Origin of the sequence: Acinetobacter sp. YH16051 (assembly GCF_013417135.1) — a bacterium.
GTDB lineage: Bacteria > Pseudomonadota > Gammaproteobacteria > Pseudomonadales > Moraxellaceae > Acinetobacter > Acinetobacter towneri.
Window position 1 is genome coordinate 194,460 of sequence record NZ_VPEN01000004.1, and the last position, 23,832, is coordinate 218,291.

Below are 23,832 nucleotides of genomic sequence, written 5' to 3' on the forward strand. Positions count from 1 at the left end.
TCGATGCCTATAATAGCACTAACCCGATTGATTTAAAAAAACTTTAAAACTACATTTTACGGCCTATTTTATGACGTAATTTTCTGTTCAGTCACAGATTAATTATTGCAAATTCAGTAAAAGCTTCGCATGATTAGCAAAATTTATCAGGATCTTATCGCGATTTATGAAGTCTGAGCGTGGCATAGGCATAATTGCATTACTGTTTTGCATTATCGTTATTGGTGGGTTTATTGCATTTAGTATCTACTTGATTCGTCTAGATAATATTGTCAGAGACAAATTCGAGGGACAACGATGGGATATTCCAGCCAAGGTATTTGCACGCCCATTAGAAGTGTATAGCAATGCACCTGTGAGTCAGACTGACTTTACGCAAGAACTAAAACTGCTGGGTTATAAAAATACTGATAATTACGCCAAAACAGGCAGTTATGTCACAGATGGCAATACCTTATTTGTGCATACCCGTGGTTTTGACTTTGGCGATAGTGTCGAACCTGAACAAGTACTAAAAGTAAGTTTTGCCAACAATCAAATCAGTGAAGTGAGCGCCACCAAACCATCTAATACAGGTATTGCACGTTTAGAACCGATGTTGATTGGCGGAATTTATCCACAGCACAATGAAGATCGTGTGCTGATTAAACTGAATAAAGTACCTAAACCGCTGATTGAAGCCCTTATTGCCACTGAAGATCGTAATTTCTATCAACATCACGGCGTTTCAATTCGTGGTACTGCACGTGCTATTGTCAGCAACGTCACTGGTGGCAAACGTCAGGGTGGTTCTACCCTTACGCAGCAATTGGTGAAAAACTTTTATTTAAGCCCAGAACGCACCTTAAAACGTAAGGCCAATGAAGCACTCATGGCCATGCTGATTGAACTACATTACAGCAAAGATGAAATCTTAGAAGCCTATTTAAATGAGGTGAATTTAGGTCAAAACGGTAACTATTCTATTAATGGTTATGGTCTAGCTTCACAGTTTTATTTTGGTATGCCGTTGCGTGAGCTAAACATTTCACAACAAGCCTTTTTGGTCGGTTTGGTACAAGGTCCATCATTATATAATCCTTGGCGCAACACTGAAGCTGCCAAAAAACGTCGTGACATTGTACTAAACAATATGTTGGTGATGGGTTATTTAAACCAAGAACAATATGAAAAAGAAACTGCGCGTCCCTTAAATGTCATTACAAAACCGACCATTGGCCCTGCCCGTTTCCCTGACTTTTTAGATATTGTCCGCCGTCAATTACGTACTGAATATCAAGAAGGAGATTTGACCAATCAGGGTTTGCGTATCTTCACGACGCTTGATCCGATTGCACAAACCAACGTACAAAATGCTTTTAAAGCATCGGTTGAGCGTTTAAGCAAAGCCAATCCAAAGCGTTTAAAAGAATTACAAGGCGCGGTGCTAATTTCTCATCCTGAAAATGGCGAGTTAGTGGCAGCGGTAGGTTCTACGCAAGATTTTACGGGTTTTAACCGTGCCTTGGATGCCAAACGTCAAGTTGGCTCACTGCTCAAACCAATTATTTATTTAAGTGCGATTGAGTCTGGTCGATATAACTGGGCAAGTCCTGTAGAAGACAGCCAAATCAGCATCCCAATTGATGGTAAATCTTGGACACCACGTAATTATAGCGGCAGCGATCATGGGATTGTGTCTATGTCACAAGCCCTATCTCAGTCTTATAACCTATCTGCAGTTCGTTTGGGACAGGAGTTTGGATTATCTACCTTCCGTAATCACCTCATTAAATTTGGTGTACCAAGTGATGCGGTTCCGCAATATCCATCTATTTTCTTGGGTGCGGTAGATTTATCACCAATGCAAGTGATGGACATTTACGGTAACTTTGCCACAGGTGGTTTTAAATATCCGACCAAAGCGATTCGCACCGTAGTCGATGCCAATGGACGTTTACTGGATCGTTATGGTTTAACCGTACAACAAACTATTGATCCTTCTGCCGCCTATATTTTGAATTATGGCTTACAGCAAGTGATGAGTTCTGGTACAGGTCGTTCAGCTTACAATAGCTTATCGACAGATTTAAAATTGGCAGGTAAATCAGGTACAACCAATGATACTCGTGATTCATGGTTTGCGGGCTATTCAGGCAATTATTTAGCCGTTGTATGGCTTGGTTTGGATGATAACAAAGTCACAGGCTTAACAGGCTCGTCTGGTGCTTTGCCTGTCTGGAGTAATGTGATGCAGCAATTGCGTCAAAAACCTGTCAACTTACGTCAGACCGAACAAATTCAATGGCATTGGATTGACCGCAGTTCTGGGCATTTATCTGCACAAGGCTGTGAAGGTGCGATGTATATTCCAGTGAATCGTAATAATGTACCGCGTCAGGCAACCGCATGTGGTTTTTCACACTATCAAGTTGAACCCGTTTACCAACCCGATACTGAAACTCAGCAAACAGCTCCTGAAACCAGTGACAGTATCGAAAATTATATCCGTGAAACTGAACCCGTAACAGATGACAATACCGATGGTCGTGTCATCTCAAGTGGCAGTTATATCAATTAAACTTGAGGATATCGGTCAGTTACGCTTATGAAATTATCACGTTTAAGACAAGTTTTTTTCACCACATTCGCTATGGGTGCGATGGCAACGATTGTAGCTTGCCAGAGTTTACCTGAACCGCCTGCTCCTCAGCCTGTGCCTGAAAAACCTAAAACTGTGACGACACCAGAAGGTGTGGTGATTCGTCCTTATGAACGTGAAGAAATTAAGCGTCAATCGTTGCAAGTGGTGGTGCCACAACAAACCGTGCAACAAAAATTAGAGGATGGTCGTAGTTTGCCTGCTTTTCAAAAGTTGATGCAGCAAACCCAGACCGCTTATAAACAAGGTCAATTCAATCAGGCCGAAACAGCAGCTTTGCAAGCGCAGCGACTTGCCCCGCAAGCGGCTGAAACCTATTTATATTTGGCTTTAATTGCCAACCAAAAGAAGCAACCCGCTAATGCAGAAGCCTTGGCACGTCGTGGTTTAAGCTATGCACAAAGCGATGCCATGAAACGTCAATTATGGCTAGTCATTCAAAAAGCAGCACAGCAACAAAATAATGCCAAAAGCCTTGCGCAAGCCCAACAAGCTTTGAAAGATTTGTAAGGACGATAATTTAATAAACTAAAAATCGCTGAGTGTGATTACATCAGCGATTTTTTTATTTGCGCAAACTAGAAAAAATCAAATAAAACGTACACCTGCAATGCCATAGGCATGATGCTGCTCTGCGGTAGTTAAATCATCTTGAGTTAAGCCACCCAAAGCAAAAACAGGAATATCGACAAATTCAGCGATCTGCTGGAATTTTTCCCATCCTAAAGGTGTGGCATCATGATGCGTGGTGGTTACTAAAACAGGACTGAGTAAAATTGCTTCACAACCAATTTGCTGTGCATGTTGTGCCGAAACAATGTCATGACATGCTGCAATATAACGCTGCCCAACTTTTAAATCGCCCTTTTGTAATTGCATCAGTTGCGATTGTTTTAAATGAATTGCTGCAATGGCGTGTTGCTGAATCGTATTTAATTGCTTCCACAATTCCAAATTGACAATCACTTGCCCCAGTTGCTCAATGCAATATTCTGACAATTCGACCTTGCATGCAGCATTGGGTTCAACCCGCCAATACAGCAGTTTTTGCTTAGGCAAATTTGCTAAATGTTTTAAATCTTCACTGACTTTAATTGCCTGTTGCCACACTAGTCGTTGCACAATTGCACGATTGGCTTGTGGAAAATTCAGCTCTAAAAGTTGCGGACGGCTAAACCATGTCCAAGGCACTTGAATATCTTTTAATAAAGCTGCGGGTACAGCAGCCTGAAAAATATGCAGATTGACAATCACATCATCATATTCATGGCAAATAATATCAAAAGCATGCCAATGCTGTATGCCAACACCAACTTCTTCAAACACTTCACGGCGGCAAGCATCTACAGGAGTTTCGCCTGCTTCCACTTTCCCACCTGGAAATTCGTGTTTATTGCCCTGATGTTGTTTGGCTTCGCGCCAACCCACCAACACTTTGTTTTGATGAAATAACAGCGCAATTGCCACATGAATATTTGGCTTGGACATGAACCCGATTCCTTTTTTGCAATGTACGTTTTACTGCAAATTGTAGACTTTTATAAAATTAAAAATAATCCGTTGACAGGTTTACATGATAATGATTATCATTATCATTTAAAACTATTCTTACACACCACGGAGTAACTCAAAATGAACGCCCCATTTAACTTATTTTCACGTCATTCAGACACTCAGCATGCCCTACCTATGTTACATTCAAATAACTTGTTCGCGCTAGGACGCGAAATTCGTATTTTGCATGCAGGCGAAGAATATCGTTTACGCTTAACCCGTAACAATCGTCTTATTCTCACAAAATAATTAAAATAATCAACACAATAATAAACGTGGAAACAGCAGTATGAATCAGCGCATACTGCTTTTAAGTTCTGACTTGTTTAATTTTAACTTGCTTCCTAAAACCAATCATATTTACAACTGGGCTTTAGGCAACAAAATACGCACTTTTAAACCACCTTGTTCAGCACGTGAAAATTCAATTTTTCCTGCATGCAACTCTATAATTTTCTTACAAATCGACAGTCCTAAACCAGAACCTTGAGTTTTACTGCCTAAAGCACGGTAAAAGCGTTCGCCCAAACGTGCCAAAACGTCATCAGTCACTGCATGACCATTGTCGGCGATGCAAATTTCCTGCATCAATTCATGCGGTTTCGCTTCAATCCAAATACGTCCTTGAGGTGCTGCATAACGCACTGCGTTGTCAATCAAGTTGCGCAGGCAGCTAAATAGCAATTCAGGATTGCCTTGCACTTGTATCGGTTGAATATCTGACTGAATCTGAATGGCTTTTTCCTGAATAAACGGCGTCAGACTTTGTAAAACTTCCTGCACCAAGTCTGCTATAGATACCGCACTTTTATTTAACGATGCCGCATCTGTCGGGTCTAAACGTGCCAATAACAGCAAATTTTCCAATACTTGTGTACCACGACTGACATCACGCTGAATTTGCTCTAAATCTTGTGCCAACTCAGGTTGTTGTTGGTATTTACGTTTTAGCACCTGCAAACGCAATTGAATGGCAGATAAAGGAGAGCGTAATTCATGCGAAGCATCTGCTGTAAATCGCTGTTCTGCAATTAAAGACTGCTCTACTCGCCCCAACAATTTATTCAATTGCTGCAGCATGGGTTGCAGTTCTTTCAATTCAGGTTGTGTGGGGATAATTGGCGTCAAATCATGTTGATTTTTTTCTGCAATTTGTTGGGAGAGTTGCTGAATCCGCTTAAATTGACGACCAATCATAAAATGCACAATGGCCCATTGCAGCAACCACAACAGCAATAAAATAGCGGCATAACCTAAACTGGTTGCAGCAATTTCCTTGAAGCGATATTTAAGCGGCTGCGCGACAATCACATGCAAGCCATCTTCCTCTGCCACATAGCTGCGCCAAATTTGTCCATCTTGCCAGTGAAATGAAAAACCATGCTCAGATACCACGGCAAGCTGAGACAAGTGAAGCTGAGAAATGTCATGTTCATCTTCAGAGGTAGTCAAAATCAGATCATCTAATCCCAATTGATAGGCAATATGAAATTGCTCACTCAACTCATCGACCTGATTGCCTGCATGGTCACGCAAGTCTGCTCGCAGCAACATATCGGCTATTTCATCCATAATGTCATCATGCACGCGCATGGTCTGATAACTGGCAACCGCCAATAATAAAATCAGGGCGAGTCCACCCGCCAAGACCGAACTTAAAACGGAGCTTTTAACCAGTTTGGACTGTAAAGAAATGACCTGTTTAGACATGCGGAGATCAAACTGAATTAGTTATCTTGCTGCATACGATAGCCTAAACCTCGGATGGTTTTAATGCGGCTACTGCCAATTTTTTTGCGTAATTGATAAATAAATACTTCAATCGCATTACTTTCAATTTCATCGCCCCATGCATATAAAGACTCTTCGAGCTGTTCACGAGTCACCACATGCTGCGGGTTTTGCATCAGTTTATGTAAAATCTGGAATTCCTTGGCCGTTAAATTGACCTGTTGATCATCCACTTTCACTTGTTTGCTTTGCGTATCTAAAACCAAGTTGGCAAATTCAAGCTGCTGTGTCGGATGACTTTGCGCATTGCGTAACTGACTGCGTACCCGCGCCGAGAGTTCTTCAAGGCTAAACGGTTTAACCAAATAATCATTGGCGCCCAAATCAAGTCCCTGTACCCGATCTTGAATACTATCGCGCGCAGTAATGAAAATAACAGGAGTATCCTGTTGCTGCTGTCGTAAAGCGTGCAGAATTTCATCACCGCTATTTTTAGGCAACCCACGGTCTAACAACACACAATCATAATGATGCTGCTGAATGGCTAAAATGGCGTGATCGCCACGCTCGACCCAATCGACATTATAACCATCCATTTCCAGCCAGGTTTTAATACTTTCTGCTTGTGATACATCATCTTCAGCCAAGAGTAGTCGCATGCCATCCTCTGTTATTTTTGATGTACTTCAATTAAGAATCTAAGAATTATAAAACCACATCCCTCCTGTGAGGTATGTGGTTTTTCAGTGATGAATGCTGCTTGAAGTAAATCATGCGCACGCATTGAATGTTAGAAACGAACCTGATCGACATCTATTTCAATACGTTTTGCAGGCTTGTGATCAATATCCACTTCACCAACTAAGGTAACAGGCGTTTTGGCAGAAACGGCTTTGCCATTCCATAAGTCATCATCAATATCGACCGTAATAGTGCCTGTGTTATCACGGAACTGATATTTTTCATCACCAATAGATTTCACCACATAACCTTTTAACTGCACTTTGCTGTCATCTTTCAGGCTTAAAGCTTGTTTTACAGTTACATTTTGATGTAGTGCTTGGGTGTTAATGCTGTCGTTTGCCATGGTGATTGAAGCCATTGCCATTAAACCTGCCATCAACATTGCTTTCATTGTAAATTTCATTGCTTCACCTTTTTGTGTTGCTCATTTCGTTATGGTGATTAAAACAAAGCAAGATGAGCTGAATCTTAAGATTTCCATTTTTTAAAATTCATCGTAAAAAGTTTGAATCTGCTAATTTAATGGCACGACTCGCAACACTTCCTCTAAAGTGGTCATGCCTTCTAAAACTTTGCGTGCGCCTGCAATACGCAACGGTTCAATGCCCTCTTTTTTAGCTTGCTGACGTAATTCATTTAAATTGGCATTGGCACTGATGAGCTGTTTGGTGTCTAAACTTAAAGGCATAAACTCATAAATTCCGACCCGACCTTTATAGCCCGTTTGACGACATTCATCGCATCCGACAGGTTTAAACACTTGTGCAGGCATTTCCATAATGTAGTCAAAGGTCAAATGTTCCCAGTCTTTTTCATTTATTGAGCCTTCCTGCTTACAATGCGGACATAGCTTACGCACCAAACGCTGTGCCAAAACGCCTAAAATTGTGGCAGCAGTCAAAAATGGCTGCACGCCCAAATCATGCAAACGAGTCAAACTTGACGGCGCATCATTAGTATGCAGTGTCGATAAAACTAAATGCCCCGTCAGTGCCGCTTGAATCGCCATATTTGCGGTATCCTGATCTCGAATTTCTCCGACCATAATAATGTCAGGGTCTTGACGCATTAAGGCACGCACACCATCGGCAAAACCTAAATCAATTGCAGTATTCACCTGCATTTGGTTAAAACTCGGTTCTAACATTTCAATCGGGTCTTCAATGGTGCAGACATTGACTTCATCGGTAGCCAATTGCTTTAGCGATGAATACAGCGTGGTGGTTTTACCCGAACCTGTAGGGCCTGTAACCAAAATAATGCCGTGACTATGTGCAGTCAGGGCATGCCATTCATTCAACAAACGACTATCAAAACCCAATTGCTGAAAACTGCGTACCAATACTTCTGGGTCAAAAATACGCATCACCAGTTTTTCGCCAAACGCCGTTGGTAAGGTCGATAAACGCAGTTCAGTTTCTTGTCCTTTTGGAGTTCGGGTTTTTAAACGTCCATCTTGCGGTTTACGTTTTTCGGCTACATTCATACGCCCTAAAATTTTAATCCGTGAGATGACTGCGGTAAGCGTATTGGCAGGCATGTTATAAATGGTGTGCAACACGCCATCAATACGAAAACGTACTTTGCCTGTGTCTTTACGTGGTTCGAGGTGAATATCACTTGCGCCTTGTTCAAAGGCAAATTGCAGCACCCAATCCACCAACTTCACAATATGTTGATCATTGGCATCTGGGTTTTGGGTATCGCCCAATTGCAATAAAGCCTCGACCCCTTTATTTTCACGGTCATGTGCAGAAGATTTTTGTGATGAGTGTACTGCGCGACTCACTTGGTAATATTCGATCAAATAACGCTGTAATTGATCTGGGCTGAGTAAAACTCGCTGAATTTTTTTGGGCAATAAACTATGTTCTAAGTTGGCAACCCATTCTTTTTTATAAGGTTGATCTGTCGCAATTAACACCGCATCTGCAGTCACTTCCACCGCTAAAATACGGTTACGCAGTGCAAATTCCTGCGACATCACAGCTGTTAAAGCAGCAACATCGGCTTTTAACGGATCAATAATATAGAATGGCAAGCCTGATTTATCAGCCAGCCATTGGCATAAACGGTTTAAAGTTAAAGTGGTTTGGGGATGACTTTGATCGACCAAATTAAAGTTGGCAATCCATTGTAACGGATGCCATTTTAATTGATCACGCTGACGATGCGTGGTTTGTACCAAAGCCTGATCACGCTCGGTAATTTTGCCATCTTTGACTAATTGTTCTAAGCACCAAGTACTGTCTATCTCAAAATTAAAATTCATTGTTATATGCCCCAAAATCTGGGTTTACTATAGCAGAGTTTACTTTCAGGACTGAATGTCTTCTTCAACTCATGTATGCCGTATTGTTTAATCCAGTCAAGAATTTACAAGGAAAAGCGATTCTTAAATGGCGATAAGCACATTTCAAATATATGATGTTTAAAATAGCGCCCTGTATTTGGAATGTTGCTGTGGATTCACTTACACCACCCTCTTTAATCACCACCAATTTTCCCGAACTGCTCACCATGTTTGCAGCAGCGCTAGGCTGTGGTTTACTCATTGGTTTAGAGCGTGAGCGCAGCAAGAGAAATGGACAACATCATCACTTTGCGGGAGTGCGTACCTTCGGTATTTGCTCACTGTTAGGTGCAATCTGCTTTTTATTTGGCACACCGCTCGCTATTGTGGGTGCACTGATTGTTGGTGGAATTGGTTTGTACTCCCTTAAAAACCAAACGGAAGATGACCCCGGTGCAACCACCGAATTGGCTTTTGTTATGACCTATTTTATAGGCGCATTGTGTTTGTGGAATATTCCACTTGCTGCAGGTTTGTCGGTTATTTTGACTGGCTTACTCATGACCAAACACACTATGCATGGCATTATCAGCCAATGGATTACCGAAGCAGAACTGCGTGATGGCTTGTTCTTATTGGCCTTGGTATTGATTGCTTTGCCACTTACTCCCAATACCCCCTTATGGGGCAATGTTCTTAATCCTTATGTGATTTTAAAACTGCTGATTTTAATTTTAAGTGTGCAAGCGTTGGCACATATTGCAAAACGTTTACTTTCCAGCAGTAATGCGCTCATGCTTTCTGCCATTGCTTCAGGTTTTGTGTCCAGTACAGCAACCATCGCCAGTTTAGGCATGGAAGTGCGCGCAGGTCGTGGTGATGCACGTGCCAATGCGGGCGCAGCTCTGATGTCTTGTGTTGCAACACTTGCGCAAATGCTAATTATTGTGGCGGGTGTCAATCTGATTTGGTTTAAGTTATTAATTATTCCAAGTTTGGTCGGAATCGCGATTTTGGTTGTAGCGGGTGTCTGGTTGCTCAAAAAACATAAAAGTACGGCAACGGCAAAGCCAGAAACCGATACCCGTATGTTTAGCCTTAAAGAAGCCGCAATTATTGTGGCGACATTGACCGCAATTCAAGCGATGGTATACGGCTTGGAACAAACCCTTGGGGATGCAGGTTTAATCATTGGTACCCTGCTCGCCTCGTTATTTGAGGTTCATGCCGCAATTGCAACCGTGGTGATGCAAGGTCCACCGAGCCAGCAGGTACTTTTGTATGCCTTAATTTTAGGTGTGGTGGCACATGCGATTGCCAAATGCGTCAATGCCGCGCTCATTGGTGGTTTGCGCTTTGCACTGTATTTCGCCCCTGCCCAAATTCTGCACATGCTGGCGTTGGTGGCTATTTTATATATGCTGGTTTAATCGACAGCGATTAAAACAATTTTTAGGATATGTACTGCGTGCTGATCAACACGGAAACTGACATCAAAATCTGCAAAATTCATGGTGTAAATTCGTTCAGCATCATCCTGATATGCAGGTCGTGGATCTAAAGACAAGACCTGTTCCAATTCCTGCACAATTTGTGGTTGCAATACGCCTGAGCCGAGTAACTGATTTTTTTGCGCTTCGGCTGTGTCCATCCATAGCACTGTTTTTCTTATGGGTTCATCTTGCGCATAACCACTTTGTGCATCAGGCACAGCATCTGAATATTGAATATAAGGTTTAATATCCAAAATAGGCGTGCCATGCAACAAATCTGCTCCTGTCACATAAACTCGCAGTGACTTACCCACTTTTTTGACCTGTTTAAATTGCACTACAGATAAACCAATGGGTGCAGGTCGATACATGCTGCGCGTCGCAAACACACCTATTTTTTGATTACCACCCAAACGTGGCGGACGCACTTGTGCACGAAAACAGGGGTTTTGCTGTTTCTGTACGGTTGGATGAGCATCGGTTTGGTTTTTATTGTCGTGAAATTGCCAGATTAACCATAAGTGACTAAACGCTTCGATCCCTTGAAATGCCAACACATCGTTATAAGGCGCTTGCATTTCAATATACGATTCGACCTGTACCAGATTTGGTTGACGAGGAATACCAAATTTTTCTCGGTAGGGAGAGTGCATAAATCCGATTATTGGCATTTTTAGATCAGTCTTCATCACTTTTTCTGATAAGCTCAATTAAATATATTCAGTTTATAGAGAATGATTTTAGATTAGAATAGCAAGCTGTTCTAATTTGATAATTTATTGAGACCTTTAATGGCTGCTTTCAACGTCGAAAAGATTACTCACGTACACCACTGGAATGACACTTTATTCAGTTTTAAAACGACTCGCGATACCGCACTACGTTTTAAAAACGGTCAATTTGTGATGATTGGTCTGGAAGTAAATGGCAAGCCTTTAATGCGCGCTTACTCGATTGCCAGTGCTAACTATGAAGAAGAGCTAGAATTCTTCTCAATTAAAGTACCTGATGGCCCTTTAACGTCTATTTTACAAAAAGTAAAAGTGGGCGATGAATTGCTGGTTTCTAAAAAACCTACAGGCACTTTGGTACTGGATGATTTAAATCCTGGTAAAAACCTATACTTACTTTCTTCAGGTACAGGTCTAGCTCCATTTTTGGCAACCATCCGCGACCCTGAAACTTATGAACGCTTTGAAAAAGTGATTGTGGTTCACGGTACACGTTTCATTTCTGAATTGGCTTATCAAGATTTAATTCTAAATGAATTACCAAATCACGAGTTTTTCCAAGAACTTGGTATTCGTGAAAAACTGGTATATTACCCAACCGTTACACGTGAAGAATATCCAAACCAAGGACGTGTGACCACGGCAATTGAATCGGGTGAAATCTTTGAAAAAATTGGTTTACCACGTTTTAACCCTGAAACTGACCGTGCCATGTTATGTGGTAGCCCTGCATTCTTAAAAGATGTTGCAGCATTACTTGACCAACATGGTTTAAAAGAATCACCACGTATGGGTGAATTGGGCGATTACGTGATTGAACGTGCTTTCGTTGAAAAATAAAAGCTGTTGAATCTAAAAAACCGAGCTAAATAGCTCGGTTTTTTGTCATTAGCATCAATTAACGTACACTGCGACCTTCTTGGTTAGCACGTCCTTCACAGTGTGCACCACCACCAATTACAAACCCACGCTCTGCCTGACATGAACCAATCATACGACCACTCGAATCATAAGTTGTCACTTTTGAAGCACAACCTGTCATCAAAATAGCCGCTGTTAATGCGATTAAACTAGAAATTTTCATTGTATTACCCCTCTAAAAAATTAGTCTTGTTGCAGTGAAATCTGCGAATTATTTGGTATGGTTGGCAATAAACCCGTGCGCTCATCTACTTTAGAATAGTTAATGCCTTGTATGTTGGCACCACCATAACACACAGCTTTAGCCCCCAAAAGAAAGCCCTGTGTAGCGACACATGAACCAATCACTTGCCCTGCAGTATCATAAGTCACTACTTTAGAACTACAGCCAGCCAAAGCAATCAGGCTTGCTATAGAAAATAATTTAATTAGTTTCATTTAACCCTCAATTTAAAAAAAATTAAATATTATTCATCGTGTAAATTATTTTTAAATACATCAATTTATTTTTAATTTTAGTTATATATTATTTTTTGTAAATAGCAATTTGGAATAACTTATCGTTATTTTTACTTCAAATTTTAAAATTATTGCGACTACAAAAAATTAAAAGCACTCCATCTAAATCACTCAAATCAGATGGAGTGCTTTTTACGTTTATTCTTTATTCTGGTACATTCATTCTTCGTTCAGCCAAAGCTTGCTGAATCACATGATATCCCGCTGTTAAGCCCAAACTCGCCATAATCACGGCTACCACAAGATCTGGAATCAAACTACCCGTACCAAATACACCCACTGCCGCCAAAATAACTGCGAAATTACCAATCGCATCATTACGGCTACATAACCACACCGATTTCATATTCGAATCACCATCTCGAAATGCATATAAAATCAATGCAGTAACCACATTGGCTAATAAGGCGATGATCCCAATAATACCCATGGTTATGGCTTCAGGTGGAATACCCTGTATATAGGCATAGATAACCTTGCCCATCACCACCACACCAAACAAGGCCATCGTGATGCCTTTGACCAAAGCCACAGTAGCACGCCAATACAAACTTGCACTTAACACCGCAAGTGAAATCCCGTAATTGACAGCATCTCCAAAGAAATCCAGTGAATCTGCCCATAGGGATGATGAATGGGCATAGGCACCACCTATCAACTCGATAAAAAACATGCTGAGATTGATCACCAATGCAATCCATAACGCGGTTCTAAATTTACTATTCGGTTTGATTGGCGCAGGTTCATGACTACACGTACATGCCATAGACACACCTTCTTTCAAAATGAAACTGTTTCGATTATGCTCATTTAAAACTATAGACTTAGTCCAAGGTCAAGTATGGCACAATATTTAATTCATGAATTAGCTAAAAAAGTTGGAGTCAGCACAGATACAATTCGTTTTTATGAAAAGAAACACTTACTCACCCCAAGCTTTCGTGCCGAAAATAATTATCGCTATTACAATGATGAGGCACTCAAGCGTTTGATTTTTATTAAGCGTTGCCGTGCTTTAGATATGAACTTAAAAGAAATTGAAGCTTTGATTGAATTAGAAAAACAGCCAAAGCAAAACTGCTGCGCCGTGAATGAATTGATTGATGAACATTTAAGGCATGTAGAAGATAAAATTGCCGAGTTGCAGCATTTTCAGCTACAACTTCAGCAACTTAGACAAGCCTGCATCACACAAACAACCATTGATGATTGTCAGATTTTAAAGCGACTTGAAGCCGAATAATCGCTCTCTCAGCCTTTTCTCATGCGGTTTTGCTTATCTAAAATTGAATTATCAAGACTTCTGATTAACACGTTGCGACAACTGCTCGGCAGTTTCCACACGTTCAGAATAACGATCTACCAAATATGCTGCTTGCCCGCGAGTCAGCAAAGTAAATTTATATAACTCTTCCATCACATCGACAATACGGTCGTAATAGCTAGACGCTTTCATGCGGCCATCTTCCTCAAACTCTAAAAAGGCTTTAGGAATAGAAGACTGATTGGGAATGGTGATCATCCGCATCCAACGTCCTAAAATACGCAATTGATTGACGCTGTTAAATGACTGCGACCCGCCACACACTTGCATTAAAGCAAGCGTTTTACCTTGTGTGGCACGAATTGCACCTGCAGCAAGTGGAATCCAGTCAATTTGTGCTTTAAAAATTGAGCTCATCGAACCATGACGTTCTGGGCTACACCAAACCATACCTTCTGCCCACGCCAACAATTCATGCAGCTCTTGAACTTTGGGATGTGAAGCATCGCCATCTTCAGGTAAAGGCAAACCTTTGGGATGGAAAATTTTTACCTCAGCGCCAAAGTGCTCCAAAATTCTGCCCGCTTCCTGTACCGCCAAACGACTATAAGAACGCTCACGGTTTGAACCGTACATCAATAAAATACGTGGCGGATGGTTCAACGGCTTTGCCTGTACCTGTTCAAAACTTGGTGTAGGCAATAAATCTAAATCAATATTGGGTAATACCATGCTGCATACTCTTAAAACTAAAATGGGCAACGCATGCCCATGTTTTTATCTTAAACCTCAAAATGAAGAAAATTACTTTGAACTGACAATCGACTCATTTTGATAAAACTTTTTACGCAGCCATAAAGACACACTCACCAAAGCAATCAACACAGGCACTTCAACCAAAGGGCCAATAATCGTGGTAAATGCAACGGGAGAAGCCAAGCCAAACGTTGCAATGGCAACAGCAAGTGCTAATTCAAAATTATTCCCTGCTGCGGTAAAGGAAATGGCGGTCGTCCGTGGATAATCATTGCCCATCCATTTGCTCATAAAGAAGCTAATAAAGAACATGGCAACGAAGTAAATAATCAATGGAATGGAAATGCGTAAAACATCCATCGGCAAGCTCAGTACTTCTGCACCTTTTAGTGCGAACATCGCCACAATGGTAAATAGCAATGCCAACAGACTAAATGGGCTAATTTTGGGTAAAAAAGACGTTTGATACCAATCTAAGCCTTTGCTTTTCACTAAAATCAAGCGTGTTAAAAAGCCCATCAAAAAAGGAATACCCAAATAGATTAAAACAGCTTGGGTGATTGTCCAAAAACCAACATCAATCACTTGTCCTGCCACGCCAAAATACGGCGGCAAGAAACTCAGAAACAGCCATGCATAAGTACTAAAGAATACAATCTGAAAAATACTGTTAAACGCAACTAATGCAGCCACGTATTGGTTATCACCACAAGCCAAGTTGTTCCAGACCAAGACCATCGCGATACAGCGTGCCAGACCAATTAAAATCAAACCTGTCATATATTCAGGATAGTTTTGCAAGAAAATAATCGCCAAAGCGAACATCAAACACGGAGCAATCAACCAGTTTTGTACCAAAGACAACAACAAGGTTCGGCGGTCTTTAAACACTTCTGGCAAAGCTGCGTAATCGACTTTTGCCAATGGTGGATACATCATCAAAATCAAACCAATCACAATGGGAAGATTGACTGTTCCCACACTCATTTGATCTAAGCTTGCCGATACTGCAGGAAATACCACGCCAATCGCAACACCTAGCCCCATGGCAATAAAAATCCATAAGGTCAGATTACGATCTAAAAAAGAAAGTTTGGACTGTGCCATGTGCTTACTCGCAATGTGTTGCAATTGTAGGGTTGATGTGCGTCATCGGGCTGACATCTTGCTGCGCGATAATATTTAAAACAGCAAACGCCCATTCGGGTAAATCTGGGTTCAAACGGTAATACACCCACTGCCCCTGACGTTGATCTAGCAAAATAGATAAATTCCGTAACAACGCCAAATGACGTGATATTTTCGGTTGATTTAACTGCAATTGTTCTGTCAATTCGCATACACAAATATTGTGTTGAGCCATCACCAATTTCAGAATGTCCAGTCGGGTTGGGTCTGACAAACATTTAAAAAAATCAGTTTGATTCATTTTTTATCTGCACTTCAATATTAACTATTGCGAATATACGCATATCCATATATAAATGCAATATTGAATTTTTATCGGACTAAAACGGGTCACTACACATGAGCAACAGCATCAAAATTTTTCATAACCCTGCCTGTGGAACGTCACGCAATACTTTAGAATTAATTCGTAATACAGGACAAGAACCTGAAATTATTGAATATTTAAAAACCCCACCTACACAAGCTGAACTTACTAGCATGATTCAACAAGCAGGTTTAAGCGTGCGCGATGCAATCCGCAAAAATGTAGAACCATACGAACAGTTGCAACTTGAAGGTAGCTCACACAGCGATGCGGAATTAATTGCATTGATGGTCGAGCATCCGATTTTAATTAATCGTCCATTTGTCGTGACCGAGTTAGGTGTGAAACTGTGCCGCCCTTCTGAACTGGTCTTAGACTTGCTCACTCAACCACAATTAAAAAGCTTCAGCAAAGAAGATGGTGAAGTGGTGATTGATAAACATGGGCAACGTGTACGTTAACACGCTTTCATCCATCAGAAATTGATTATAAGCAATCTGTCAAATTGGTATTGAAAGTCCCTTCTCGTGCGTTTTGTATAGCTCAGGATGAGGAACTTTCTATATCAAGATTAGCCCCAGCGTTTCAGCATAAGTTTTCTTCTGAATCCCGAGCTATTTACTAGGTTGAATCCTAAATTTAGATTCATACAATAAAGCCATATTTCTGCTATTGCTTTTTGATCATGACCATTTCCCACGTCACCGAACTTCTCTCTCCTGCTGGTTCTTTAAAAAACATGCGCTATGCCTTTGCTTATGGTGCAGATGCAGTCTATGCAGGTCAGCCGCGTTACAGTTTGCGCGTGCGTAATAACGAATTTGATCATGAAAACTTAGCAATTGGTATTCAAGAAGCACATGAATTAGGCAAAAAGTTTTATGTGGTGGTGAACATCCAACCGCATAACAGCAAACTCAAAAACTTTATTCGTGACCTAGAACCTGTGGTTGCCATGCAACCCGATGCGCTGATCATGTCTGACCCAGGTCTGATTATGATGGTGCGTGAAAATTTCCCCGACATGCCTGTACATTTATCGGTACAAGCCAATGCAGTGAACTGGGCAACGGTGAAATTCTGGCAAAATATGGGTTTAACCCGTGTCATTCTTTCGCGTGAATTGTCGATTGATGAAATTGAAGAAATTAAAAACAACGTGCCTGGCATGGAAATTGAAGTATTTGTGCATGGTGCGCTGTGCATGGCCTATTCAGGTCGTTGCATGCTTTCAGGCTATATGAATAAACGTGATGCCAACCAAGGCGCATGTACCAATGCCTGCCGTTGGGAATATAAAATTCACGATGCAAAAGAAGATGAAACAGGTGACGTAATTCCTGTCAAAAATCTTTCTGAAACTGCCGATGCAGATGAACAACACATGCAGGCACAGCATCAATTTAACGAGCCTGTGTTATTACAACGTAATGACGAAGATATGTTTGCTGCCGAAGAAGATGAACACGGCACTTATTTTATGAATTCTAAAGATTTACGCGCAGTGCAGCACGTTGATCGTTTAACTAAAATGGGCATCCATTCACTAAAAATTGAAGGTCGCACCAAATCTTATTTCTACTGCGCACGTACTGCACAAATTTACCGTAAAGCGATTGATGATGCGCTTGCAGGCAAACCATTTGACCCTGCATTAATGACTCAATTAGAAGGTCTAGCTAACCGTGGTTATACCGAAGGTTTCTTGCGTCGTCATGTGCACAGCGAATACCAAAACTACGAAACAGGTTCATCAAGTTTTGATCATCAGCAATTTTGTGGTGAAGTCTTAGAACGCAATGGTGACTACATTAAAATTGATGTAAAAAACCGTTTTGTAGTGGGCGATTCTCTAGAATTGATGACGCCACAAGGCAATATCTATTTCACTTTAACTGAAATTAAAGATAAAAAAGGCAATCTGATTGAAGATGCCAAAGGTTCAGGGCATATTGTAGAAATCCCTATACCTGCAGATGTCGATATGCGTTATGCCCTGCTGATTCGCAACTTACCAAATTCGACTGCAGATATTTCTGCCTCATCGTTGGCTTATCAAGCCAACTAAGTGGCAATAAACTAAGCGAGTTTTGCGATGGCACTCCTGATTACCGACCAATGCATCAATTGCGATATGTGCTTACCCGAATGCCCGAATGAAGCAATTTATGAGGGTGAAAAGGTGTATGAAATTGATGTGGCGCGTTGCACAGAATGTGTTGGGTTTTATGACTATCAAACCTGCGTTTCAGTCTGCCCAATTGAATGTATTATTCCGCATCCTGAGCATGTCGAAACCAAAGAGCAACTGCAGGACAAGTTTAATCAGCTGAATTTATTTGGACAAAATAATAAGGCTAATTAGACTGAGATAAATCCAACTACAGTAAATCAAACTGGATGCTAAAAAATAAAAAAAGAACTGAGTTGTTAGCCGACTCAGTTCTTAAAACCAAAAATAGAATAAATAAACTTTTAATACTGTGCGATAAAGCACTTTACTGAACATAGCGCCTGAGTATTGGGGAACTCAGGCGCTATCTTTTTAGCGAATACAATTTAAGGATGGTTAATCCGCGTATTCAGATGTATTCGTTCAGACTTATTGACCTGAACGGATGATGTAGTCGAATGCTGAAAGTGATGCTTTCGCGCCTTCACCTGTTGCAATAATGATTTGCTTGTACGGTACAGTTGTACAGTCACCTGCCGCAAATACACCTTTTACATTGGTTTCGTTGCGCTCATTAATCACAATCTCACCACGATTCGTCAGCTCTACTTTTGACTCTTTTAAGAAGTCCGTATTTGGTAATAAACCAATTTGTACGAAAATTCCTGCAAGTTCAACAGTATGCTCAACATCTGTCGCACGGTCTTTATATTTCAACGCAGTCACTTGTGCGCCATCACCAATTACTTCAGTCGATAATGCATTGGTAATTACAGTAGTATTTGGCAAGCTGTTCAATTTGTTTTGCAAGACTTGGTCTGCACGTAATTTAGTATCAAACTCTACCAAAGTCACATGCTCTACAATCCCTGCAAGGTCAATCGCTGCTTCTACACCTGAGTTACCACCACCAATCACTGCAACACGTTTGCCTTTAAACAACGGGCCATCACAGTGTGGGCAGTATGCCACGCCGCGGGTACGGTATTCTGCTTCACCAGGTACATTCATCTCTCTCCAACGTGCACCTGTAGACAAGATCACCGTTTTCGATTCAAGTGTTGCGCCATTTTCCAAAGTCACTTCGACCAAACCATTGGCAGTTTCATCAGCACCTTTAATGGCAGATACTTTTTGTAGATTCATAATATCGACATCGTATTCACGCACATGCGCTTCCATTTCTGCCGCAAACTTTGGACCTTGTGTTTTTTGGATAGAAGTGAAGTTTTCAATATCCATGGTATCCATCACCTGACCGCCCATCCGCTCAGCCACAATACCTGTACGAATACCTTTACGTGCTGCATAGATTGCAGATGTATTCCCTGCAGGGCCGCCACCAATTACCAAGACATCAAACGCCTCTTTGGCATTCAGTTTCGCTGCATCTTTGCTCGCAGAATCTGTATCTAATTTAGCTACAATTTCTTCCAAAGTCATACGACCTTGACCAATGTGGTTGCCATCTTGGAATACCATCGGCACAGCCATAATTTTGCGCTGCTCAACTTCTTCTTGGAAGAATGCACCATCAATCATGGTTGCTGTTGTGCCAGGGTTGTAAATCGCAATGAGGTTCAAAGCTTGTACTACATCTGGACAGTTGTGGCAGCTCAACGATACAAACACATCAAAGTGAGATGAAAGATTCAATTCTTTGATTTGCGTTAATACTTCATCCGATACTTTTGGTGCATAACCAGAAGTTTGCAATAAAGCCAAAATTAATGAAGTGAACTCGTGCCCCATTGGTAAACCTGCGAAGAATACGCGCGGTTGCTCACCTACTTTTGCAATCCCAAAACTTGGTGCACGTGCGTTGTTACCGTCAAAACGTGCAGTAACTTGTGGCGAAAGTGCTGCAATTTCTTCAACCAATTCTTTAATTTTGGCAGATTTATCAGAACCATCTAAAGTCGCGACAAGCTCGATTGGGCTTTCAAGACGTTCTAATAAAGTTTTAAGTTGTGTAGAAGTATTTTGGTCTAACATGGCTAACGTCTCCAAGGGAGTAAATTTATTTGTTGATGTCATCTTACGAAAAATAGTTACATAGGGGAAACGGTTTATTTTTATATTTATGATCGTTTTTTTAAATGATAGTGAGTTTCAAGCTTACTATTTCATTTAAAATACCTAAAGCTATTCAATTTAGACATTAACATAAAAACTGAATGTCTGCCTTAAGCAATTGAGCCTAATCATTTTTTATTCAAGTTTTTGTTGAATCCGCAGAATACGCTGCTGTAAATGTCGCGATAAAAACCACAGTACCGCAGACAGTATCAACATAAGCGCCATAACTGCAAGATTCATATAATAAGCAAGCGTATTTAATTGCTGTGCTTGCTGCACTTGCTTATGTACGCTTTGCGCCATAGGCGTTAAGGCTTTGCCATAAACTTGCTGCTGCATGGTCCATAATTGTTCAGGTTTAAAGCCATAATGTAAAAATTGTGGATCTTGCTGCTCGGCTTTGACCAAAGTCAACACTTGCGGAATGGCTGCATCTTTATCTGCAGGATGGTGCATTAATGCGGTTTGTGCCAACAAGTAAGCTTTAACAGGCGTTGCCATGTCTGCATTTTGTAAATAACGCGCCAATTCACTTTCTTGAATGTGCTTTTCATAATGCACAATTTTGGCATATACCTGCTGTGTATCATCTTGTCGGTCATGCTGAACATAACTCAATGCCGACCATAGTAAGATAAAACTCAGCAACCAAGCTACAAATTTCAAGACAAAGGATTGAAAGCGAATATAGAAAAAACGAATTTTCTTGAGCAGATAAACTAAAAAAAATGCACCAATAAATGACACCGATAGTTTTAAAATCAGCCAACCCAACCAGTTCAATAAACTGAAAAAATAATCAGGTTGCTGCCCTAAATTTGCCAAAGTCGCATCGACACTTGCAGGCATGTGTAATTGCTGAACTTCAGTACTTAAACCAAAGAAGCTATAAATCACATCTTGCTGAATAAAAAAGCCAATTGCTGATATAAGCACCACCGTCATAGACAGCACAGCCAAAAAACTGAGCTTTTTTTGACGCTGCTGTAATGCCACAACACCTGTTTTTAGTTGCTGTGGCTGAATGGCATATTCATCGAGTGGGGGCAAATCCGACTCCTTATCAGGCAAATTTCAGATTAAATGAAGTCATTGTCAAAATGCGTTTATTGACCAGACTGTTGGCTTGAACCTATCACCAATTGATTCAGATTCTCCTGCAAGGCTCGCAAACGCGTAGTCGCTTCTGCACGTTTTTGCATGCCTTCTTTTTGTACCTGGATCACATCGTTCACTGTTTTAATGAGGGTATTTTGTACGTGTTCAAGGGTTTCAATATCAATCACCGAACGCTGATTGGCTTTGGCAGTATCAACCGAGTTTTGATGCAATAAATCTGCATTACGGCGCAGCAATTCATTGGTGGCATCATCGATACTGTTGGCCAGTTGCACACTGTTTTTCTGCTCATTTAAAGAAATCGCCAAACTAATCTGGTTTTTCCACGCAGGTAAGGTAATGTTTTTAATCGCATAAAATTTATCGACCAACATTAAATTATTGGACTGGATAATCCGAATCATCGGCAAAGTTTGCATGGCAGATTGTTGCAACACCTGCAAATCACTCACCCGCTTTTCTAAATTATTAGCAAGATGATTGAGATCATAAATTTTTTGAGTCGTGGTCTGATCCTGCGGCTGCGCGGAAAATTCAGAAATTTGCTGCTGAATTTCCTGCTGTTTTAACTTACCTGCTGCAATATAAATCCCCAATTGTTTATATTCATCTTGCACACCATGAAACATTTTATCCAGTGTATCTACACGGTTTTTTAAACCATTTTGTGAGCTTTCAATTTCTGTGACCAGACTATCAATTTGCGCTTTGGTGCTGTTAAAGTTTTGATCAAAACTTTGTTTAGCGCCTTTTAACTTATTGAATAAACCACCCAAAAAGCCACTGCTTTTGTTTGGATTTAAAATACTGTTGGTATTTAACTGCTGTGCAACCTGCACCACCTGATTCAGCTTTTGCCCTGTGACATCCAAATCCTTATTTTGCACCAAACCTAAAAGCTCATCGGTATAACTTGACGTTTTAGTGGCGATATTTTTGCCATATTCTGCAACCGAATGATGGCTAAGATCGCTTAATTCTTTACGCGCAGCCAGCACCTCCTGAAAGTCATCAGGCTGTAAGCCAATTTCCTGCAAATTGAGTTGCTGAAATTGTTGCTGAGTCTGTTCATCACTCACTTGCACAGCGACGTTGCGTTGTTCAGAAGTTGTCATATTTCGCCTCTATCTAATCAAAACCATGCCTTATGATTGCGCAGGTTTTTCTAAGGATTTTCTTAATGTCTTAATTAAATGCTCACGACTTTGATCCAGCTTTTCTAGCTGACTGTGTGAGCCACTTTGCTGACTTTGTTTGACATGATATTGCCATGCAGGAATGAGTACCTGCTGCGCTTCTTTAAAGCGATCTAACAAACTAAAAGAGAGTTGCTGTGAAAGTTGCATTTGAGTAATCGCAATATCATTACTACTTTGCAAAGTCTTTAAACTATAAATTTTCTTGGCCAGTCGTTCGCTAAAATTATCCAAAGGATGCTGATTGCGCACAAATCGTGGATATTCCACTAAAAACTCATCGGCAGCTTGAATGTATTTCGCCATTTGCTCACGCAAACCAACCAACTGCTGAAAACGTGATTGTGATTTCTGAATTTCGATTTGCAGCTTTTGGCTTAAACGATCTGCTTGTCCTAATAAATGATCTAGGTTTTTATAATATTGCACTTGCCCCGCGCCATATTCCAAATCTATGCCTAGCCACTTTTGTAGTGCATTAAACTTACGTTGCTTTAACACTTTTTTAGATTTACCAAGCGCCTGAATCAACTGCTCAATGGTCACACTCAATTGCTGAGTTAAATGTGGATCCACCCCATCCAATAAAACTGACTGCGCTTGAATCACCTGATCTGCATAATGATTTAGACGATATTGATCATTCAACAACGGAACTAAATCATTGCGTTGAATCGCCAAAAGCTCTGCACGATCCACCGTAATCTCTTGCAAAGGCAGTAACACTTCAAACTGAGCCATAGACCATCACAACCCTCTTTACATGATTTTATAGTACGTGTTTTTCGGCTAAGGTCATGTAATATTTTGCAATTTTTTATTTCGATCTGCTTAAATGCTTTTTTATAGATTCGCATAACATCAGTCACAAGATGCCTGATTCAAAACACCAGTGCTTGACATCCTCCCCCCCTTAAAAGAGGGTGATTCCTACAGCTAGACGCTTATGCCCAAGCGCAAGAATGTTTAGAGCTGAGTTTATATCTCGATCATGAGCTGTACCACAGCTCATGCACTCCCATTCTCTTATTCCAAGATCTGTCCTACCTTTGGGACTACTTGAGGTGATCTCACCGCAGCACGAACAGATTTGGGTGGTATAGGCTTCTTGGACTTCTTCAAA

General features: G+C 40.9%; 26 protein-coding genes. 9 read left to right on the forward strand and 17 right to left on the reverse strand.

Annotated features, from left to right (window positions below; all coding sequences use genetic code 11):
- The first annotated feature begins 166 nt into the window (after window positions 1-166).
- On the forward strand, window positions 167-2,560 hold the full coding sequence (gene mrcB / locus FTV41_RS05560; protein ID WP_179996261.1) for a penicillin-binding protein 1B: 2,394 nt from the start codon (window positions 167-169) through the stop codon (window positions 2,558-2,560).
- A 72-nt stretch (window positions 2,561-2,632) separates the two neighbouring features.
- Window positions 2,633-3,151 (forward strand): hypothetical protein, encoded by a 519-nt coding sequence (locus FTV41_RS05565; protein WP_096901888.1) that lies wholly within the window; start codon window positions 2,633-2,635, stop codon window positions 3,149-3,151.
- A 78-nt stretch (window positions 3,152-3,229) separates the two neighbouring features.
- Here FTV41_RS05565 and FTV41_RS05570 read toward each other — a convergent pair whose 3' ends face one another.
- Complete coding sequence (locus FTV41_RS05570) at window positions 3,230-4,129, reverse strand: NUDIX domain-containing protein (protein WP_096901851.1); 900 nt, start codon at window positions 4,127-4,129, stop codon at window positions 3,230-3,232.
- 144 nt (window positions 4,130-4,273) lie between these two features.
- Here FTV41_RS05570 and hemP point away from each other — a divergent pair, with 144 nt between their 5' ends.
- Entirely contained in the window at window positions 4,274-4,444 is a 171-nt protein-coding gene (hemP, locus tag FTV41_RS05575) for a hemin uptake protein HemP (RefSeq protein WP_004972965.1), read from the forward strand.
- Between the two features lie 111 nt (window positions 4,445-4,555).
- On the opposite strand, the gene FTV41_RS05580 is transcribed toward hemP, so the two are convergent.
- From FTV41_RS05580 to FTV41_RS05595, 4 genes are all read right to left on the reverse strand, one after another.
- Window positions 4,556-5,905: a HAMP domain-containing sensor histidine kinase gene (locus tag FTV41_RS05580; RefSeq protein WP_004972962.1), complete on the reverse strand. Its 1,350-nt coding sequence runs from the start codon at window positions 5,903-5,905 to the stop codon at window positions 4,556-4,558.
- 17 nt (window positions 5,906-5,922) lie between these two features.
- Window positions 5,923-6,585, reverse strand: coding sequence for a response regulator transcription factor (locus tag FTV41_RS05585; protein ID WP_096901847.1), 663 nt, complete (start codon window positions 6,583-6,585; stop codon window positions 5,923-5,925).
- Between the two features lie 131 nt (window positions 6,586-6,716).
- Window positions 6,717-7,073, reverse strand: a complete 357-nt coding sequence (locus tag FTV41_RS05590) for a NirD/YgiW/YdeI family stress tolerance protein (protein WP_104852196.1) — start codon at window positions 7,071-7,073, stop codon at window positions 6,717-6,719.
- Window positions 7,074-7,184: 111 nt separating this feature from the next.
- Window positions 7,185-8,942 carry a GspE/PulE family protein gene (locus FTV41_RS05595; protein ID WP_004972956.1) on the reverse strand — a complete coding sequence of 586 codons (1,758 nt, stop codon included), beginning with the start codon at window positions 8,940-8,942 and terminating at the stop codon, window positions 7,185-7,187.
- A gap of 248 nt (window positions 8,943-9,190) precedes the next feature.
- Between FTV41_RS05595 and FTV41_RS05600 the strand changes: the two genes are divergently transcribed.
- A complete protein-coding gene (locus FTV41_RS05600; protein ID WP_179996266.1) occupies window positions 9,191-10,393 on the forward strand; it encodes a DUF4010 domain-containing protein in 1,203 nt (400 codons plus the stop codon).
- Here FTV41_RS05600 and tsaA read toward each other — a convergent pair.
- Window positions 10,390-11,145, reverse strand: a complete 756-nt coding sequence (gene tsaA / locus FTV41_RS05605) for a tRNA (N6-threonylcarbamoyladenosine(37)-N6)-methyltransferase TrmO (RefSeq protein ID WP_179990671.1) — start codon at window positions 11,143-11,145, stop codon at window positions 10,390-10,392. The genes FTV41_RS05600 and tsaA overlap by 4 nt on opposite strands.
- 102 nt (window positions 11,146-11,247) lie before the next feature.
- Here tsaA and FTV41_RS05610 point away from each other — a divergent pair, with 102 nt between their 5' ends.
- The gene (locus tag FTV41_RS05610) at window positions 11,248-12,027 is read left to right on the forward strand and encodes a ferredoxin--NADP reductase (protein WP_004972950.1); all 780 of its coding nucleotides are present in this window, start codon (window positions 11,248-11,250) and stop codon (window positions 12,025-12,027) included.
- A gap of 58 nt (window positions 12,028-12,085) precedes the next feature.
- Here FTV41_RS05610 and FTV41_RS05615 read toward each other — a convergent pair whose 3' ends face one another.
- The 3 genes from FTV41_RS05615 to FTV41_RS05625 all read right to left on the reverse strand — a co-directional run bounded on the left by FTV41_RS05615 (window position 12,086) and on the right by FTV41_RS05625 (window position 13,393).
- Complete coding sequence (locus tag FTV41_RS05615) at window positions 12,086-12,271, reverse strand: hypothetical protein (protein WP_004972947.1); 186 nt, start codon at window positions 12,269-12,271, stop codon at window positions 12,086-12,088.
- A 20-nt stretch (window positions 12,272-12,291) separates the two neighbouring features.
- Complete coding sequence (locus FTV41_RS05620) at window positions 12,292-12,546, reverse strand: hypothetical protein (protein WP_179991052.1); 255 nt, start codon at window positions 12,544-12,546, stop codon at window positions 12,292-12,294.
- 226 nt (window positions 12,547-12,772) lie between these two features.
- Window positions 12,773-13,393 carry a cation transporter gene (locus FTV41_RS05625; RefSeq protein ID WP_096901843.1) on the reverse strand — a complete coding sequence of 207 codons (621 nt, stop codon included), beginning with the start codon at window positions 13,391-13,393 and terminating at the stop codon, window positions 12,773-12,775.
- 75 nt (window positions 13,394-13,468) lie between these two features.
- Here FTV41_RS05625 and FTV41_RS05630 point away from each other — a divergent pair, with 75 nt between their 5' ends.
- Window positions 13,469-13,870, forward strand: a complete 402-nt coding sequence (locus FTV41_RS05630; protein WP_136144351.1) for a MerR family transcriptional regulator — start codon at window positions 13,469-13,471, stop codon at window positions 13,868-13,870.
- A 51-nt stretch (window positions 13,871-13,921) separates the two neighbouring features.
- On the opposite strand, the gene arsH is transcribed toward FTV41_RS05630, so the two are convergent.
- From arsH to FTV41_RS05645, 3 genes are all read right to left on the reverse strand, one after another.
- Window positions 13,922-14,623, reverse strand: a complete 702-nt coding sequence (gene arsH / locus FTV41_RS05635; RefSeq protein ID WP_178865848.1) for an arsenical resistance protein ArsH — start codon at window positions 14,621-14,623, stop codon at window positions 13,922-13,924.
- Window positions 14,624-14,695: 72 nt separating this feature from the next.
- The gene (gene arsB, locus FTV41_RS05640) at window positions 14,696-15,754 is read right to left on the reverse strand and encodes an ACR3 family arsenite efflux transporter (protein WP_179991050.1); all 1,059 of its coding nucleotides are present in this window, start codon (window positions 15,752-15,754) and stop codon (window positions 14,696-14,698) included.
- A gap of 4 nt (window positions 15,755-15,758) precedes the next feature.
- Entirely contained in the window at window positions 15,759-16,076 is a 318-nt protein-coding gene (locus FTV41_RS05645) for a metalloregulator ArsR/SmtB family transcription factor (protein ID WP_004972936.1), read from the reverse strand.
- A 98-nt stretch (window positions 16,077-16,174) separates the two neighbouring features.
- On the opposite strand from FTV41_RS05645, the gene arsC reads away from it, so the two are divergent.
- From arsC to FTV41_RS05660, 3 genes are all read left to right on the forward strand, one after another.
- On the forward strand, window positions 16,175-16,603 hold the full coding sequence (gene arsC, locus FTV41_RS05650; protein WP_167846112.1) for an arsenate reductase (glutaredoxin): 429 nt from the start codon (window positions 16,175-16,177) through the stop codon (window positions 16,601-16,603).
- Window positions 16,604-16,827: 224 nt separating this feature from the next.
- Complete coding sequence (gene yegQ / locus FTV41_RS05655; RefSeq protein ID WP_131261785.1) at window positions 16,828-18,210, forward strand: tRNA 5-hydroxyuridine modification protein YegQ; 1,383 nt, start codon at window positions 16,828-16,830, stop codon at window positions 18,208-18,210.
- 27 nt (window positions 18,211-18,237) lie between these two features.
- Window positions 18,238-18,507 (forward strand): YfhL family 4Fe-4S dicluster ferredoxin, encoded by a 270-nt coding sequence (locus FTV41_RS05660; RefSeq protein ID WP_178865851.1) that lies wholly within the window; start codon window positions 18,238-18,240, stop codon window positions 18,505-18,507.
- Between the two features lie 237 nt (window positions 18,508-18,744).
- Here the strand turns inward: FTV41_RS05660 and ahpF are convergent, their stop codons facing one another.
- The 5 genes from ahpF to FTV41_RS05685 all read right to left on the reverse strand — a co-directional run.
- Window positions 18,745-20,310, reverse strand: a complete 1,566-nt coding sequence (gene ahpF / locus FTV41_RS05665) for an alkyl hydroperoxide reductase subunit F (RefSeq protein ID WP_096901839.1) — start codon at window positions 20,308-20,310, stop codon at window positions 18,745-18,747.
- 216 nt (window positions 20,311-20,526) lie between these two features.
- A complete protein-coding gene (locus FTV41_RS05670; protein ID WP_179996262.1) occupies window positions 20,527-21,444 on the reverse strand; it encodes a hypothetical protein in 918 nt (305 codons plus the stop codon).
- Between the two features lie 56 nt (window positions 21,445-21,500).
- Window positions 21,501-22,628, reverse strand: coding sequence for a toxic anion resistance protein (locus FTV41_RS05675; RefSeq protein ID WP_104852204.1), 1,128 nt, complete (start codon window positions 22,626-22,628; stop codon window positions 21,501-21,503).
- Window positions 22,629-22,658: 30 nt separating this feature from the next.
- Window positions 22,659-23,450 carry a hypothetical protein gene (locus FTV41_RS05680; protein WP_004972923.1) on the reverse strand — a complete coding sequence of 264 codons (792 nt, stop codon included), beginning with the start codon at window positions 23,448-23,450 and terminating at the stop codon, window positions 22,659-22,661.
- A 172-nt stretch (window positions 23,451-23,622) separates the two neighbouring features.
- The coding region (locus tag FTV41_RS05685; protein ID WP_179996263.1) for a zinc ribbon domain-containing protein at window positions 23,623-23,832 on the reverse strand (210 nt) is incomplete at its 5' end.